The organism is Lewinella sp. IMCC34183, assembly GCF_003390915.1.
Lineage (GTDB): Bacteria > Bacteroidota > Bacteroidia > Chitinophagales > Saprospiraceae > Neolewinella.
This window is the reverse complement of sequence record NZ_QMEM01000007.1, coordinates 171761-188776: the sequence shown is the minus strand read 5'-3', so window position 1 is coordinate 188776 and position 17016 is coordinate 171761. Positions and strand designations below refer to the sequence as shown.

The following is a 17016-nucleotide window of genomic DNA, read 5'->3' as shown; positions in this document are numbered from 1 at the left end:
GAGCTAAACCGGCGCCCGGCTAACGCGGTCCGAGTACGACCCGCCGCACGGTAGCGGCACCGGTAGCCGGATCGGACACCCGTAGCTGGTACACGCCGGCCGGGTAGCCCTCCGTCGGCAGGGTGAGCGTCCCCGTGAAGCGGGTAGCCCGCAGCAGGCGACCGGTGGCGTCCCGGAGCTCGGCCCGCAGCGACTTGCCGCCGGAGTGGTCCACCCGCAGCCAGTGGCCGGCGGGATTGGGGTATACCGATAGGGTGCCACCGAGCGCTTCCGCTACGGACGTAGTGGCCTGGATCCCGTCGCAATTTTCGTCGGTACCGCTGTTGGTATGCTCCTTCGCGCCGGGGTGGATGGCGGGGTTCAGGTCGTCGCAGTCGAGGTAGAAGTGGTAGCCGTCGTCGTCCTTGTCGAGGTCCGATACGAAGGTGGACCGTACGGTGTTGGTGATCACCGGCTTGTTGAAGTCGAAGTAGATGCCGGCGGTGTTCTCCACGACGGTGAAGTCGGCCAGGTGCTGGTGGGCACGGATCTCGAAGGTCACGAAGCCCTGGCTGCCGGCCACGTTCACGTTGCTGTCGGGCAGGAAGATGTCATCGAAGCGGTAGACCAGTTGGCCGCCCTCGCGCATCCGCACGGTGTAGGGGTGGCTGGCCGCCACGGGGGTGAAGGTGTTCAGGTCCAGCAGGGGGCTGAGGTCGTCCTCCAGCCGCACGTCGAAGGCGGTGTCGTTGCCGGTATTCTGGAAGCGGATGGTGTACCGGAGCGTTTCGTCGAGCTGGGTGTAGTTGCTCAGGGTAGGATCTTCGCGGTAGGGGCTCACCTGGAGGTCGTTGGGGTCCACGGCGCAGCGCAGTTCGGTGGCGTAGGTGGTATCGTCGGAGGCGGGCGTGGCGTCGGCGGTACGGGCGGTAGCTGCGGCCGTCACGGCGATCTCGGTACCGGCGAAGGTTTCGTCGGGCATGGCCAGGTCGAGGAGGACGTAAAAGCTCTCGCCGGACTGCAGCGTATCGAAGGCGAAGGTCAGCTCCTGTCCCGACTGCGTGGTGGTGGCGGGGCTGGCCTCGGTCAGGGTGACGCCGGCGGGCAGGGTCACGGTAGCCGTACCCCTGACCGGCAAGCAGCCGTCGTTCTGCACCGTCAGCCAGTAGGGGGCGTCGGTATTGCACCGGACGCGGCCGGCATTGAGGTGGGTGCGCAGGCTGGCCGCGTTGCCGGTGGGCTGGAACCCGAACCGGAGGTCCGGCGGACTGGCCATGTGGTAGGTGAAGGAGTAGGTAGCCGGGGCGGTCGAGCGCGTGTAGCAGTCGGGGGCGGTGGTCACGGTATAGTCGGCCCCGTCTTCGGCCACGAAGCGGAAGGCACCCAGCGCGTCGGTGTAGACACGGCGGTCTTCGCCTCCGGTGATGTCGACCGCGATATTGATGGCGGGCTTTTCTCCGGGGTCCTGCGCACCGTTGCCGTTGGCGTCGAGGAAGGCCAGGCCGGAGACGGTGGTCTGCCCGTCTACGGTGACGTAGTGGATCTCCCGCCCGGCGCTCGCATCGGCGGCCGCGAAGTACAGCCGGTCACCGATGGTGGCCAGGCCCGGGGCGGCGGCGGACGTCGAGCGGTCGGCGCCCACCTCCTGCAGCGCCTCACCGACCAGGTCGAAGAGGTACAGCGGCTTGTGGGCGGCCTGGAAGGCCACGTAGCCGCCGAAGCGGGCAAACTCCTCCGGGCCGTGGGCACCGGCCGCGGGGATGGTCGCCACGTCGCGGGTGCCGGCCACGGTGCCGTCCGTACGGCCCAGCCACCAGTTGCCCGCCCCGTCGGGCCGGCTGTAGAGCACGTCGGTGCCGTTCACTTGGAATAGCCCCGCGCCGGTACCGCCGCCGCTGACCAGGTGGGTGGCTGCGCCGTTGGCGTAGTCAATGCGGTACAAGTCTCCGTCGTGGCCCCGGGCGACCAGTCCCGCGCTGAGTTCCGCTGCATCGGCGGCCTCCACGGCGGCCCCGTGCTCGGGTCCGTAGCCGGCGTCGGTAAGAAAGCGGCTGACCGGCTGCTCATTGGGAGCGAGGTAGCGGATCAGCAGGTGATCGCCGGTGCTGTGGTAATCGATGGATCCCGAGGAGGAGAGAGCTCCGAGTGCGGTGACCGCTCCGCTGGCCGGGTCGTAGACCGCCGGGCCGGAGCCGCCGCCCTGGAAGTGGCTGAAGAACAGGCGGCCGTCGTGGGCGGCGACGGTACCCGACAGGGGCCGGTCAACGGCGGCGAGGGTATCGCGGTACACTAAGGCCCCGCTTTCGTCCGCCGGCGTCAGTTCCACGACCTGCACGACGTGCCGGGCCGGAGCGGTGGTCCGGGATTCGCGGAGCAGGTAGATCTTCCCGTCGATCATGACCGGATTGGAGTAGGTAAAGCCGGCCGCGTTGGCGAGGGGGAACTCCAGCAGGCGGGGCGCGGGCAGGCGGGTGTCCGCCTCGATGTAGTAGCCCTTACCGTTATGGGGGTAAAAGAAGTAGTGGAGGTGGCCAACACTGCCGAGCTCCTCAAGGCCGTTGCGCATGCCCACCCCGCCGGGGAAGCTGATGGTGGACTCCACCGTGCCGGCGGAGAAGTAGTTGATGTCGCCCTCGGCCGCCCAGTACAGCTTGCCGGCGAAGGCGGCCAGTTCCAGAATAGCCTTGTCTTCGCCCTCGGGTTGTACATCCAGCAGGTCGACGGTATGGGGAATGGCCTGCGCGGCCAGGAATAGCGGCAGCAGGAAGGTTAGGGGCAGCAGGTAACGCTTCATCAATAGATGGATCGAATGAAAGTATTGGATGGGCGGGGCCGGCGGGGGTCTGGAGGCGACGGGCTGGGCGAAAAATCACTCCAACCACGGCTCCGACACAGGTGGCGCTCCGGTAAACACTTAGAAGTCAATGTATAACGGAGCCCGCAGTTCCAATATTTCAGATAAAGGCGCTTAAGTAGCGGACCTGCTTTTTCGGGGCGGGAGCGCGGGTGCCGGGGGGATGAACCGGCCTCCGTGCTGTCCGGCTACACGAATTCGCCGCCGTCGAGGATTGATTCGTCGGTAGCCAGGCTCCCCGTTTTGGGGTTCGGTCCGTAGGCATTGGCACCGGGTTCACCGTCCGCGAACAGCATCCAGAATACGTAGAAGGGGATCAGCTGGTACCAGCCGCTGTGGCCGCGGTCGTGGCACCGTTTCGCTCCCTGAAAGATACCGAGTACGGAAAGGCCGATGTACGGTACGACCAGGATCGGGATGACAAAGCTTTCGGGCACCAACTCGGCCATCACCCCGATAATAATCTGGCCGACAAAGATGATGATTTGCGTGAGGCCGTACTCGAGGCGGCGGATGCGTCCCGTGAGGGAGAAAGGATTCTGGAACATACAGGGTGAGTGTGGGGTGAAAAGGTATTACCGAATACTTTCCGGTAGCCTGAAGTAAAACCCCCGCCCCGCCGGGCTGATTGCCCCCTTAACAGTTACCCAAAGCTCCTCTACGCTGGCGGATCTACCTCGGCGGCACCCACCTCCGGAAGGTGTCCAACATTTCCCCGACGGGCAGTACATGACTCCGGCGATTCCTAGGCGCTCGGCGCGGACGCAGGTGCGATGCTTTCCGCCCACGCCAAGCCCGGCGGGAGCGGCCAATCGGTAAACTCGAGGTGGATCACCCTTCGGGTGGCAACGGTATCATCGTTCCAATTCCCCGTGGAAGCCCACCATTGGGAGGTCTGGCTACAACCGATCGGGAGGAGTCTCATACTCGGCAAGTAGGGTTTTGTCCACATAAAGTACCGTACCGGAAAAAGCACGCGCACGGCACAGCCTCCTGAGGGACAAGCCGTCCGGAGGACTACGGGCCAACAACGAAAGTCACTACCGAACGGGCCGGCAGGGTATACGGCTCCCGGGCGGCAAAGCGTTTGGCCGGGCGCAGATCGTCCCCCTCCTTGCCGCTGGTGACGTAGGCGTTGACTTCCCCGCCGGACAGGCCGTTCACCTGTACCGCCTGCGGCGCTTCGCCCTGATTGACGAAGACCATCACCCGGCTCCCGTCCCCGTTTTCAAAGGCGGAGGCGATGGTCCCGGCGGCAAAGCCCTCCTCGGCGGCGGTCCCGTCGGTCCGCTCGATAGAAATGCGGGTAGCGCCGGGACGTACGAAGCGGGAGAAGTTGCCCACCACCCAGAGCAGCTTGGAGTCGTAGACCTGTCCGGTCTGTTGGTTGTCGTCGGTGTAGACCAGGCCGTCCTTGTAGTCGCCATTGCTCACGCCGAGCCACCACTGCCACGAGCTGGAGTTGGCGAAGAGGAAGTCGGCCTGCATCACCCGGGCCAGGTACAGAGCGGGGTCGATGCCGAGGTCCCGGCCCGGCCCCTTGACCTCCGCGTTGTCCTCCAGCAGGCAGTACTCGCTGGCCATGTACTCCAGGTCGGGGTCGATGGACTGGATCTTCTCCCAGGCCCGCTTACGGGTAGCGATCAGGTTTTCCACCGGCCAGGTGGAGAAGTAGTCGTGGACGGATACTTCCTCGGCCAGGTGTTCCAGATCACCCAGGTACAGTTCCGATTCCGGCGTAAAGAACGCCTCCAGCTGGCCGGCCCGCTGCCGGGGTCCCTTTTCGGGGTTGTAGAGGTAGTCGACCTGTGCGGTTTCCGGGATCCCGATTTCGACCTCTTCCACCCCCGATTCCGCAAAGGCGCTATTGATGGCCCGGGTAGCTGCGGCCAATTCGTCGTTGTCGTAGGGGGTGCCTTCCTGCTTGCAGCACATCCATTCCCACTGCGGCTCGTTGAAGGGGCTCAGCACGTCGAAGCGGATGCCGGTGGTGCGCTCCACCCCCTGCACAACCTCTACCAGGTAGTCGGCGTAGTCCCCGTAGTGCTCCGGCTTCAGGTTGGATTCCTTCCCGTCCGCCGACCAGGCCTTGCCGTTGCGGGTCATCCACACCGGCGGACTGTTGACGAAACCGATGAAGGTCTCCACGCCCCGGTCCCGGGCGGCCTGCAGCATCCACCGCTGGCCGGCGTGACGCGACCAGTCGTAGGTGCCGTCGGGGTTACCGAAGGATTCGGCGCGCCGCCAATCGCTCCTGATGCCGCTGCTGTCGCCCTGGGCGGCGCTGCCCGCCCCGATGTTGAAGCGCCACGCCGAAAGGCCGATGCCCCGCGGATTGCCCGTGGCGTCGCTTTCGGTACTGAAGAGGAGATCGGCGATCGCGTTGCGCTGCTCCAGGGGCCAGTTCGCACCCACGTACTGGATCGTCCAGGCGTCGGAGGCGCCGAAGTTGTGGACGGTCTGGTAGCGGGTGGCGGGATCGACGGTGTAGGCGATCGCGTCGGTGGCGTCGTCGGTGCGTTCGCTACCGAAACTGGCGGAAGTGCAGCCCGCCAGCCAGGAGGCGGCTATAAGGAAGCAGAAGGCGAAGCGGAAATTCATGGAATAAAATGCTAGGTTTTTCGGTAGATGACCGACACGGGTGCAGGATGATTTACTGGTCACCGGCCCGGAGTTTCGGCAGCGCCATCCGACGCGCCCACCTTCCGGCGGAATCCGTAGAGAGCTGCGGGCCCGTCGTTGCGGGTGACCAGGAGGGTTGGATAAGCACTGTCCGGGTCCAGTATCCGGGCGTCCCGAATATCTCCCGAGAACGGAAGTGGGGATTCGACCGGACTGGTAACAAGCTGGCCGTCACGGAAAGTAAAGAACGCACCACGCAGGGCATCGGACGGGCCCCACTCGACGCGGTAGGGATAAAAATTTCCCACGGCGAGAATTTCTTCCCGCCCGTCCCCGTCGAAATCGGCCACCGGAAAGGCGTTGATCACGGAAACCTGGGCCGCGGCGGGCAAAGGGTGAAACAGCAGGGAATCCCCGGACCGTTCCAGCCAACCGGAACGCAGTTCGTTGATGCGGTAGCGGACGAATGGTACGTCCCCCCCGAGGGCGAGTACTTCGTCGGTGCCGGCTTCCGCGTAGGAGGTATAGGTCCCAAACCGTTTGCGGAAGGAGGCCATCTGGTCGGCCATCTCATCGTAACTGGGCACCGGATATCGCTTACCCTGGAGGTAGTAGCTCATGACGGGGTCGGGGTACGCGTCGCCGTTCAGGTCCTGAATGAAATACTCCAGCGGTTCTTCCCGGCTGGCCGCGTACTGGTGGTTCGTTCCCGCGTTTCCCAGCAAGTAGTCGGTATCGCCGTCTCCGTCGACGTCCGTAGCGGCAAGCGAACTCCACCAGCCGAACGAATCCGCCAAGCCATACGCTTCCGTAGCGTCCCGGAACCCCCCGCCCCCGTCGTTCAGGTATACCGTGACCGGCATCCATTCCCCCACCAGCAGGAGATCTTCCCAGCCGTCGCCGTTCAGGTCCGTCCAGGTGGCGTCGGTTACCATACCCCCTCGCGACAGGCCGGGGGCCGCTTCCGCAGCGACGTCCACGAAGTGTGGCCCCCCGGGGCCGCTCTCGTTGCGCAGCAGGTAGCTCCGGGGCGGCAGGGGGTAGGTCTGCGGCTCCACCCGACCCGCTACGAAGAGGTCCGTATCGCCATCGCGGTCGTAGTCGGTCGCGATCACCCGCCCTCCGCTGCCGGTCTCCCCCGTTGGCAAGACACCTTCCGTTTTCCGGAATTCCCCCGTCCCGTCGTTGAGGTACAGCCGGTCCTGGTACTTTTTGCTCTGCGGCGCGCGCTCGTTACCGCCGCTCACCACGTATAGGTCGAGATCACCGTCGCCGTCCGCGTCGAAGAAGGTGGAGCCCATATCCTCGTACTGCGCATCCGCTTCCCACGTGGCTGCTGCCGCCGGACGGTAGCCTTCCGCCCCCGTCGAGAGATAAAGCCTTCCGGCCTGCCGCAGGGCGCCCCCGAAGTAGATGTCGTCGCGGCCGTCGCCGTTCACGTCGGCGGCGGCGGTCGTTCCACCCAGCCGCGAGGGCTGGTAGGGGATCAACCGCTGCACCTTGAAATCGATGAAGTCGTTCTCGCGGTGGACGAAGTCGATGCCCCGCGCGGGCCCGATCGCCTCGAATTCCGGCGCTGCCGCGGCCACGGAAGGCGGGGGAGGCGAGGTGGTGGCCTCCTCCTGTGTTACGGTCAGGGTCTGGTCGACGGCGACGTCGGTCAGCACCGTCACGGTTTGATCCGGCCACGTGATCCGCAGCTCGTCCACTTGCTCCGCCTCGCCCAGCCCGAAGGTAAGCACGGGCTCCACTGAGGACTGATAGCCGCGTACGTAGTAGGCCTCCCGGCGCAGCGTGGTGCCCCCTACCGCCGCCTCGGCTACCGTTCCGACCGCACCGGAGTTAGGAAAGCGCCCCTCCAGCTTCACCCGCAGGTGGTGGCGGCCGGCGTTCCCCAGGTCGTTGCGCCAGACGGAAACCGGTTGGTTGAGGTTGTTGACGACCAGGTCGAGGTCGCCGTCGCCGTCGAGGTCGCCGTAGGCCGCGCCGTTGGAAACCGTTTTTTCGTCCAGCTGCCACTCTTTCGTCCGGTTGGTAAAGCCCGGGCCTTCGGTCCCGGTGAAGAGGTAGTTCGCTAGCCGCGTTTCCGGCATCTCCCTCACAAGATTGATGAGTTTATTCCTACTCTCCTGGCTCGAGGATATGGGCTGCCCCATTCGGTCCTGTGCGTAGCGCAGGAAGTCCATGTTGGTGTAATCGCGCAGGTAACCGTTCGTAACGTAGAGATCGAGCCGGGTATCGTTGTCAAAGTCGGCAAACAGGGTTGCCCAGCTCCAGTCCGTCGTGGCCACCCCGGCAAGCTGCCCTATCTCCCGGAAGCGCGGCAGTCCGTCCGGCCCCGTGCCTTCGTTGAGCTGGAGCACGTTGCGCATGTTCTGGTGGTGGAAGCCACTGTCGACCGCCAGCTGGTACTTGTCGTACTTATCGGGCCCCCGCAGCAATTTTTGGCGTCGGTTGTCCGCGGGCAGCATATCCGCCACGAAGAGGTCCGGTCGCCCGTCGTTATTGATATCGGCTACGTCCGAGCCCATCGAGTTCTTGGACAAGTGACCGAAGGAGGTGTGGGAAACTTCCCGGAAGGTCCCGTCTCCCCGGTTGAGGTAGAGGAAATCCTGCTCGTCGTAGTCGTTGGTGACGAACACGTCCGGCCAACCGTCCCCGTCAAAATCGGTGATGCTCGCGCTGAGCCCGTAGTTCAGGGCGCTGCCGTGGATGCCCGCCGCGTCGCTCACGTCCGTAAACCGCCCCCCGTCGTTACGGTACAGGCGGTTGCCGAAGTAGGGGTGGCGCTGGTTGCGTAGGGTGGACAGGTTAAAGGAGGGGGCGTTGAACATATTCGCGTGGTTGACCAGGAACAGGTCGAGGTCGCCGTCGCGATCGTAATCGAATACGTACGCCTGGGAAGAAAAGGTACCGCGGGCGTCCAGTCCGAGCTCCGCGGCCCGTTCGGTAAAGGTGGGGATGCCGTCCGGGCCGGGGCCGTTGTTCACGTACAGTTCGTTGGCCCGCTCCGGCCGGTCCTCCTGTACGGGCACACCGACCCCCTCGCCCGCCGTGTTGCCCGAATAGCAGAGGTAAATGTCCAGCCGCCCGTCGCCGTTGAAGTCGGCCAGGGCTACCCCGGTCCGCCAGTCTCCGGCGCGGCCCCGCACGCCCGCGGCCCCGGCCACGTCTTCAAACTCCCAGTTGCCCCGGTTCAGGTACAGCCCGTTGGCTACGGTACTGCCCACCAGAAACACATCCGTGCTACCGTCGCCGTCCAAGTCGCCCAATCCCACGCCGGCCCCGTTATACATGTACTGGTAGGTAAAGAGGTTGTTGTCGTTGGTTTCCTCTATTTGGTTGGTGAAGCCGATACCCGTCCGGGATGCGGGCAGGGACGTAAATCGCGGGCTACTGTCGCCACACCCGACCAGCCCCAGGGTGCACAGGAGGAGCGTAGCCACCACGGCCCCCCCGGGTCCCGGGGCGCGAAGCGCCGGAGGACCTCCATACTGGCGGTGCATGAACAGCATAGGTGGCAAAAAATTTAGTGTTCCGGCCGGGGCGCGGCCGCAGGTGCGGAGAATACCACCGAAGGAGTGCCGGTCCCGGCGGGAGTACAAAGAACGGGGCGACAGGATATCCCTACCGCCCCGCTGACATCAGATACTGTAGGTACGCCCTACTTGCGGGCGCTAAATCAGTCTACGATCTCCAGCTCGAAGGAACGGATATTGGCAAAGCGACCCTGATCACCCTGGGTGGTCAGCTGACCCACCGTGATGTTAGACATTTCCTCCAGCGTAAACTGCACCACGTAGAGGCGTACCCCGTTGATACGGCTGAAGTTTAGTACGTCCGGCGAGGTGGCAAGGTCGCTTACGTTAGGCAGGGTATCACTCGTCGTCACCACGAAATAGGCACCGCCTTCGTCGTCGAGGCTGTGGTTGGTGTCGATCACGTCGACGATCAGCTCGTAGGTAGCGGGGGGAGCATCCACGCTCTGGTAGATTTTACCGTCCACGACCGCAGGCGCACCCCACCCCGATTCGATATTGAAGTTCGGAGCCGGCACCCCGCAGCAGCCGCCGTCCCAGCCGCCGTAGCCATTGTGGTTCTGGGCGGCCTGGTTGGTTTTCCAGGGCTCGGCGAGGTTGCCCCACCGGCCCCCGTCGGTCGCGGCGGCCACGAAGGGAATCTCGGCGTTACCGAGTTTGGGTACGGCGATCGGGGTTACCGACTGGTACGCGGTATAGGCGGTATCGATGGCCGTTGCGTTCGGCACGAAGGCGGTGCGGTAGCGGTAGGTACTGCCGCTTTCGAAGTTCGTGATGACCACTTGCTCGTCGTCGATGTCCACAAAGGTCGTCTCCTCGGTGCCCGCGGTACTGGTGTAGGCAATCTCGGTGCCGATCACTCCGGTACTGCGGTCCATGTTGGCGAAGGTCACCGTGAGGGTATCCTCCGTAAGGTCATTGCCGGACAGCGGCCGGTTGAACAGGGTGCTGGTGTACCGCTCTCCGTAGACTTCGGTCGTGACCGACTGGGATACCGAGGGGTTACCCTTTCCGTCGAAGGTCACGAATTCGAAGGTGTAAATATTTTCGGGCAGGTCGTCGATCATAACAGATATGGTATTCGTACCCGAGTTCCTGGCGACGGGTACCGAAACGGAATCGTTGCGCAGGTTCCAGTAGATCCTCAGTTCCTCGACCTTCGGATCCGAATCGATGATCCCGTGTACGCGTACCCGATTGAGGCCCGAGAAGACCTCTACCGAGTCAATCTTGCCGGTATAGGGTATCTCGCCCCCGTCGACGAAGGTCTTGTAGTATTCGCTGTCCTGAGAGCACCCGAAAATGACCAGGGCGAAGAGCCAGGTAAGGGGGTGGTAGAGGAAATTTTTCATAGTCGCTATTCTTGTTGACAGGGTCAGTTATTGGTTGGGGTCGCCGTAGAGCAGCATTTCGGAAATGGCGAGCGACTCGCGGCCAGCCCAATTCTCGAGGTTCTGAATACGGATGAAGCGGACCGGCGGGGCATCCAGGGGGATCTGGAAGTCTTCCCCTGACTGCCCCTTCAGTACGTCCTCGTTGCTCTGCTGTCCGTAGGGCAGCCCGGAGGGCTTCTCCACGATGTACTCGCCGAGCTCGATCCAGCCGTCCCACGATCCTGAAGGGTCTGGCTGGTCGGTCCGGCCCCAGATCTTGAAGTGCTTCATTACGCCGAGGTAATAGTAGGTCTGGATGCCCCCGATGGGCTCCGGGAACTGCCACATCTTGACCCGGCTCAGCTTCGCTACGGTGCCCATATCCATGGTCACCGTATGGTTTTCGGCGGGGTTGTCCCGCAGGGTGAGGTACACGTCGGGCCAGGTGAGCAGGCCGTCCCACAGGTCCTCGATCTGGTGGTAGGAGAAGGGTGGCGGGTCGTTGGCCAGCTTGATGGGTCGGTAGCCGCTGGTCGGGATGAGCGTCTCGAACAGGGGCTGTATGGTCTGAAACAGCGTATCGGTGTTGTTCAGCCACCGGTCCCGCACCACGATGGCCAGATCGAGTGCCGTCGTGTCGTACCCCCGGATGGCTTGGTTGACGGTGTCCTGGCTGGTGTAAATGCTATTGGGGATGGGTTCCCAGTCGCCTGCGTCGTCGCGGATCATGATCAGGATAGCCACGTCGGTTCCCGTAGGGTTCTCAGCCTGTACGCGCAGGCCTCCGAAGTCCGGCGTAAGGGAGAGGGATTCCTTGACGTCGAAGATCGGCGCCGGGGCCGGCGACACCATGACTTCGATTGGCTCCGAGGCCACTTCGCTGCGGTTGACGGTGCTTACCTGCACCGGCACCGCCTGTTCGCCGCCGCGGAAGCCTTCCAGCACCATTGAATTGTTGTAGTAGGAAGCCTTCACTTCCATTTCCCTGCCGCTCTCCAGGGTGTAGTTCGCACGTACGTAGAGCAGGTTCTCACTGCTCGGTAGGGTATAACGCAGCTCCACCCGCCCGGGCATATTGTTTACTTCCACGTTGGTGATCGGGCCCGGGGGCGTCGGATCCGCGGTCAGCGGCATCGGGCCTTCTTCGGGTTCGCAGGATAGGATCACCGCTGACAGAAGAAGCAGTACCGCCAGTCGGAAAATTGCTAGTGATTTCATGATTCTTTATGTTTACCAGCCGGGGTTTTGTACCAGGTTGGGGTTCTGAAGACGGGTACCTTCGCTGAGGGGCCAGAAGTAATCGCGGGGGGCCGAGAAGCGTTGCTGGAACAGGGTGACGATCTGGTAGTAACTGTCGTCGTCGTCGCCGAAGACGTTCCAGCCCTGTATGGGCTCGTTGAATTCCCGGGTGGCCTCTTTCCAGCGGCGGATGTCCCAGTACCGCTTGGCCTCGAAGGCCAGCTCGATCTTTCGCTCCTGGCGGATGATCTCCCGCATGCCTTCCTTGGTGGTGTACTTCAGGGGATTGACGGAGTAGTTGTCCCAGGATGCCTGTACGCCATCCAGGCCGGCCCGCTCCCGGATCGGGTCCAGGTAGGCAAGTACTTCATCCGTCGGCCCCTGCCACTCGTTGAGGGCTTCGGCGTAGGCGAGGTAGAGCTCCGCGAGGCGGATTTCCGGCCAGGCGTAGTTCCGGATCGTCATGAAGGTGGTGTAGTTGTAGCGGTAGTCGACCAGCTTCTTGAGGTAGTAGCCGGTCACGTTGTAGTTGAAGACGTCGCTGCTGCCGGCAAAGTCGCTGAATTTGGCGCGGATGGTGTACTGGGTCTCGTTCGCTCCGCTGCTTTCCAGGTACACGATGGCCCCGTCGAAACCTAGGTTGGCGTAGAAGCGGGGTTCCCGGTCGAAGTTCAGGCGGGCGGTGCGGAATCCCTCGGCGATGAGGTAGCGGTCGTCTTCGTCCGCGATGCGTAGCTTGTCGATATCGGAGAAGTCCAGCGTCTTGTCCTCCGTGATCGGTACGCCATTCTTGGTGTAGAAAAGCTTAGCCATTTCTAGCGGGGGGGAAAGCGACTTACGGCCGTCCCCGTGGCCGTGCTCCGCCCGGATCGGCCAGCCGGCCAGCCGCTGCAGGTAGTCGGTCGTACTCTGCGTATTCCGCCAGATGACCTCCTCGCTGGTGCGGTCGGTCAGTGCCTGGGATACCGAAAGCTTGGTGCGCGTGGTATCGCTGATGTCGAAGGCTCCCGCGTTGAAAGTATAGAGGCCGTGGCCGCTCGCTTCGGCCGTTTCGATGGCGGCCAGTGCCGCTTCCGCGGCCCGCTGCCACTTCTCGGGTTGCACCGTCTGGTTGAAGAAGGGGGTGCCCTCCGGGGTGCGGAAGCCGGCAAAGTCGGTGTTCCCGTTGAACAAAGGGCTGGCGGCGGTCAGCAGCACCTCGGCCTTGACGGCCGCGGCGATGGATTTGTTGATCCGCCCCAGTTCGGTCTGGTTCTCGGTGATCACCTGGGGTAAATTCTCGAAGGCCTCATCGAGCAGGCCGACCACGTACTCCACCACCTCGTCCACCGGCTGGCGGGAGACCAGCAGCTCCTCCTCCGGCGCGTCCACCGGGATGGCGCGGTCCATAATCGGTACGGGGCCGTACATCCGCATCAGGTAGTAATGGTAGTAGGCCTTGAGGAATTTGACCTCCGCGATCCAGCGCAGCCGCTCCGCGGCGGAGAGGTCCGGGACCTTACCCTCGTCGGAGATGTTCTCCAGAAAGATGTTGCAGTGCCGGATACCGTCCCACATCGGATACCGGTCGCCCGGCCCGCCGCCCTGGTAGCGTCCCTCCCAGGCGTCGAGGTAGGTATCGAAGTCGCGCTGCAGTCCGCGCGCGATGTCGAAGCCGAAGCTGTTGAAGGAGGCATCCTGCGGCGGGATCCAGATCTCGTCGCCGCTCAACATGGCGATGTTGAACTCCGGATTCCCGTTTTCGGGCAGGTAGGAATAGCAGGTGAAAAGGTACTTCTCCGCCTCGTTGCGTAGCGAAAAGGCACGGTCGAGGGTAGCCACGTTATCGGGGACCACGTCGAGTAGGGTCTTTTCGCAGGATGCCAGGACCAGAAGAACCGGCAAGACCACCAGCAACTTCAGGTACCTGCGTACCCGCCGGCGGTAGGTAGGGTTAGTATGATTTATCATGATCTGAGGGGGAATTGTCTTAGAAATTGGTGCTGATGCCGAGGTTATAGGCGACCTGGATGGGGTAGCCCAGTCCGTTGCCGCCCATTTCCGGGTCCCAGAGCTTGAAGCGGCTCCACACGCCGAGATTGAAGGCACTGCCGTACACCCGCATGGATTCGATGCCGATCCGCGACAGCAGGCCGTCCGGCAGGTTGTAGCCCGCCTCGATGGACTTGAGGCGCAGGAAGGCCCCATCGCGCATCCACCAGGTGGAATTTTGGTTGTTGTTTTCCACGAACTGGTCGCTGAGTCGGGGCCAGAAAGCGTAGGAGTCGCGGTCGGCTTCCGACCAGTAGTCGTCGGCCACGATCTGCAGCAGTCCGTTCTGCGCACTCAGGGTGTTGTTATCCAGTTGATCGATCACGTTCGTGACGAAGGGCGCAATGTTCCAGGGGCTGATGAAGATCGACGTGCGGGCTACGCCCTGGAAAAAGAGGCTGAAGTCGAAGTTTTTGAAACCGACGGTACCGCCAAAGCCGTAGACGATCTCCGGCACGGTGGGGTGGCCGATGGGGACCATATCGTTCTGGTTGATGCGTCCGTCGCCGTTCACGTCGCGGTACTTGATGTCGCCACCGGTGTATTCGCCAATCTGCTGGGGGGAGTTCAGGGTCTCCTCGTGGTCGACGAAGAGGCGCTCCGCGATGTAGCCGTACTGCTGGCTTACGTTCTGCCCGATCACGGAGCGGTAGGACAACTCGCTCGGGTAGGACACCTCATCGTACTCCAGGATTTTGTTGGTGGCATAGGTGAAGTTGCCCCGCAGCTGCGTGTACCAGTTGCGACCCAGTTGTTTATTGTACGTGGCTGAACCGTCGAATCCGCTGCTCTCCACCTTGCCGAAGTTCGTAGACGGAATGGCCGTCAGGCCCACGGTGGATCCGATATTGGTACGTTCCTGGAGGATATTTTCGCGCCGCTGCCGGAACACGTCCACGATGATGCCGAGCGAGTTGAACAGCTCCAGGTCGAAGCCCACGTTGATCTGCTCGGAGGTTTCCCAGCCGATGTTGTAGTTGGCGTAGCGGGCGTTGAAGATGCCGGGCCGGCCGTAGCCGAAGTCCAGGCCGAAGTTTGCTCCGTAGCCAAGGTCATTCAGGTTGACGTTGGACAGGTAGAAGAACCGATCGTCCACGTCGCCGATCTGGTCGTTGCCCACCAGACCGTACGTGAGCCGCAGTTTGAGGTTGGATACGACCTGGGCCAGGGGCTCCCAGAAGCGTTCGTTGGAGATGCGGTAGCCCAGCCCGAAGGAGGGGAAAAAGCCGTAGCGGTTGCCCAAGGCGAAACGCTCGGAGCCGTTATAGCCGAAGTTGAGCTCCAGGAGGTAGCGGTTGTCGAAGCCGTAGGTAAAGCGGCCGGAGATGCCGTGGTTTCGGGTCGGTAGCGAACTCTGGACGGTACCGGAGTTGCCCGTCTCGAAGCTGGAGATGAGGTTAAGCAGCATACCCGAAACGGCGTGACGACCGAAGGTGCGGTTGTAGTTCAGCGCGGTTTCGTTGTAGATGCGCGAGTCCAGATTTTTCTGCCCCTCGTTGTAGTTGAGGAACTCCTGCCCGGGCAGACCGATGCTGCCCTCAAAGCCGCCATTGAGCACGTTCAGGCCCAGGCTGTTGTCGATCGGGCTGAGGGCGCCCTGGTAGTAAAATGGATTGTACCGCCGCGACACCTCGTAGTAGGAATAGCGCCGGACGTAACCCATGGACCGCAGACTCAGGCCCTCCGTGATGGAACTGAGGTCCTGCGTCAGCTGCACCTGGGCCTGCACCGTAGAGGCCTTGTTGTCCTGGTAGCCCCGCACCATCTGGGCGTAGGGATTGACGAGGAGGGTACGGCCGCCCGCCGCCGGTGCGCCGCCGAAAAGCGGGTGCTCGATGAAGGGCAGGCTTTCGGTGGGGTAGACGGCCGGAAACTGTACCGGATTGCTCCAGAGCGCGTAGTTGAAGATCCTGCCGCCGCCGCCGACCGGTCCGTTGTAGTCGTCAAACTGCCCGTAGACGCGCACAATTGCCTCCGTGGAAGGGGTCAGGTTCAGCTCTACGTTGCTGCGCAGGGAGTAGTTGCGCAGTTTGATGTTGTTGTTGAAGTTGTTGATGCCGTCCACGTCCAGCACGCCGTTGTCCACGTTGTAGGTGCCGGAAAGGTGGTAGGTCACTTTTTCCCCGCCGCCGCTGGCGGCCAGGTTGTTCCGGAAGTTGACGGCGTAGTCCTTGACCAGGTCGTCGATCCAGTTATTGCTGGGGTAGAGCAGCGGATCGCCCCCGGCCGCCGTGCGGTCGATCTTGTTCTGGCTGTAGGGCAGGACGGCATTGGGGTTGCGCGTCAGCGCGGCCTCGTTGGCCAGCTGCATGTACGTGATGTTGTCGGCCAGGGCAAAATTTTGGGTGTTGGCCGACAGGTTCGTCTCCAGGCGGTAGTGAAACTTGGTTTCCCCGGCGCGGCCCATCTTGGTCTTGATCAGTACTACCCCGTTGGCACCCCGAGCACCGTAGACCGCCGAAGCCGCCGCATCCTTAAGTACCGAGAAGCTGGCGATATCGTCCGGCTGCAGACGGGCCATATCCGTGGTGGTGGACTCCACGCCGTCGATCAGGATCAGCGGGTTCACCTTGCCGGATCCGAAAGAGCTCAGTCCCCGGATGAAAAAGTCCGAATTGTTTGCCCCGGGCTCCCCGCTGCGCTGGAAGGCGATCATACCCGACACGCGGCCCGCCATCATATTGGTCAGGTTGCCGGTAGGCCCCTTGATCTCGTCCGGCGCGATGGAGGTGATGGAACTCACCAGGCTTTCCTTCTTCTGAGTGCCGAAGCCGACCACGACCACCTCCTCGAGGGCGTTGGCGCTCTCGTTCATGATGACCGTGAAGACAGACTTGTTAGAGAGAGCAAGCCGGGTGGGTTCGTAACCAATATAGGTGACGTACAGGCTATCATCGGCCGGGGTTACCGGCAGGGTGAATTCGCCGTCGACGTTGGTGATCGTTCCTTCCTGCGACTTATTCGCCAGGACGGTCGCTCCGATCAGCGGCATTCCGGTACCGTCCTTGATGACACCGGTCACGGTGCGGGCGGCGGGAGTTTGTTGGAAAGCGGTTTTCGCGGCGTACAATCCGGTGCCGCTCAGCAGCGCACACAACAGCAGGAGTACCGTGAGGCGGGTACCCGCAGGTGCCGGGAAAGCGCGTAATTTTAATAGTCCCATGGATTTCAATTGGGGGAGTTGAGATTTCATATGTGGAGTGTAGGGTGGCCGGCCGACCGTGGACATAGCTGTCGCAGTCCCTCTCCCGGACGGGATAGAGATTAGGGGTAGCGCACCCGCTAGTAGCAGTGCGTCAGCGAGGCGTCAAGAGCAGCAGGCCGGGGGGTAGAAGCCGGTGGGGCATCAGCTCCCGGTGCCGGCCGCTGGTCGGACCGC

8 protein-coding genes are annotated in these 17016 nt (G+C 62.9%); all 8 read right to left on the bottom strand.

Features of this window, described 5'->3' with window-relative positions:
• Positions 1–19: 19 nt before the first annotated feature.
• The 8 genes from DQG19_RS15645 to DQG19_RS15605 all read right to left on the bottom strand — a co-directional run bounded on the left by DQG19_RS15645 (position 20) and on the right by DQG19_RS15605 (position 16830).
• Positions 20–2773 carry a MopE-related protein gene (locus tag DQG19_RS15645; protein WP_116127223.1) on the bottom strand — a complete coding sequence of 918 codons (2754 nt, stop codon included), beginning with the start codon at positions 2771–2773 and terminating at the stop codon, positions 20–22.
• Positions 2774–3021: 248 nt separating this feature from the next.
• Positions 3022–3381, bottom strand: coding sequence for a DUF805 domain-containing protein (locus DQG19_RS15640; protein WP_116127222.1), 360 nt, complete (start codon positions 3379–3381; stop codon positions 3022–3024).
• A gap of 469 nt (positions 3382–3850) precedes the next feature.
• Positions 3851–5434 (bottom strand): glycoside hydrolase family 30 protein, encoded by a 1584-nt coding sequence (locus tag DQG19_RS15630; protein ID WP_116127220.1) that lies wholly within the window; start codon positions 5432–5434, stop codon positions 3851–3853.
• A 59-nt stretch (positions 5435–5493) separates the two neighbouring features.
• A complete protein-coding gene (locus tag DQG19_RS15625; RefSeq protein WP_116127219.1) occupies positions 5494–8970 on the bottom strand; it encodes a VCBS repeat-containing protein in 3477 nt (1158 codons plus the stop codon).
• 167 nt (positions 8971–9137) lie between these two features.
• Entirely contained in the window at positions 9138–10346 is a 1209-nt protein-coding gene (locus DQG19_RS15620; protein ID WP_116127218.1) for a DUF4998 domain-containing protein, read from the bottom strand.
• Positions 10347–10373: 27 nt separating this feature from the next.
• Complete coding sequence (locus DQG19_RS15615) at positions 10374–11585, bottom strand: DUF5000 domain-containing lipoprotein (protein WP_116127217.1); 1212 nt, start codon at positions 11583–11585, stop codon at positions 10374–10376.
• A 12-nt stretch (positions 11586–11597) separates the two neighbouring features.
• A complete protein-coding gene (locus tag DQG19_RS15610) occupies positions 11598–13556 on the bottom strand; it encodes a RagB/SusD family nutrient uptake outer membrane protein (protein ID WP_116127216.1) in 1959 nt (652 codons plus the stop codon).
• Positions 13557–13575: 19 nt separating this feature from the next.
• The gene (locus DQG19_RS15605; protein ID WP_198661770.1) at positions 13576–16830 is read right to left on the bottom strand and encodes a SusC/RagA family TonB-linked outer membrane protein; all 3255 of its coding nucleotides are present in this window, start codon (positions 16828–16830) and stop codon (positions 13576–13578) included.
• Positions 16831–17016: the final 186 nt, after the last annotated feature.

Bases quoted from the DNA above. Each gene is read 5' to 3' on its own strand.
- DQG19_RS15640 (WP_116127222.1), bottom strand. From the start codon at position 3,381: ATGTTCCAGAATCCTTTCTCCCTCACGGGACGCATCCGCCGCCTCGAG.
- DQG19_RS15625 (WP_116127219.1), bottom strand. From the start codon at position 8,970: ATGCTGTTCATGCACCGCCAGTATGGAGGTCCTCCGGCGCTTCGCGCC.
- DQG19_RS15620 (WP_116127218.1), bottom strand. From the start codon at position 10,346: ATGAAAAATTTCCTCTACCACCCCCTTACCTGGCTCTTCGCCCTGGTC.
- DQG19_RS15610 (WP_116127216.1), bottom strand. From the start codon at position 13,556: ATGATAAATCATACTAACCCTACCTACCGCCGGCGGGTACGCAGGTAC.
- DQG19_RS15615 (WP_116127217.1), bottom strand. From the start codon at position 11,585: ATGAAATCACTAGCAATTTTCCGACTGGCGGTACTGCTTCTTCTGTCA.
- DQG19_RS15605 (WP_198661770.1), bottom strand. From the start codon at position 16,830: ATGAAATCTCAACTCCCCCAATTGAAATCCATGGGACTATTAAAATTA.
- DQG19_RS15645 (WP_116127223.1), bottom strand. From the start codon at position 2,773: ATGAAGCGTTACCTGCTGCCCCTAACCTTCCTGCTGCCGCTATTCCTG.
- DQG19_RS15630 (WP_116127220.1), bottom strand. From the start codon at position 5,434: ATGAATTTCCGCTTCGCCTTCTGCTTCCTTATAGCCGCCTCCTGGCTG.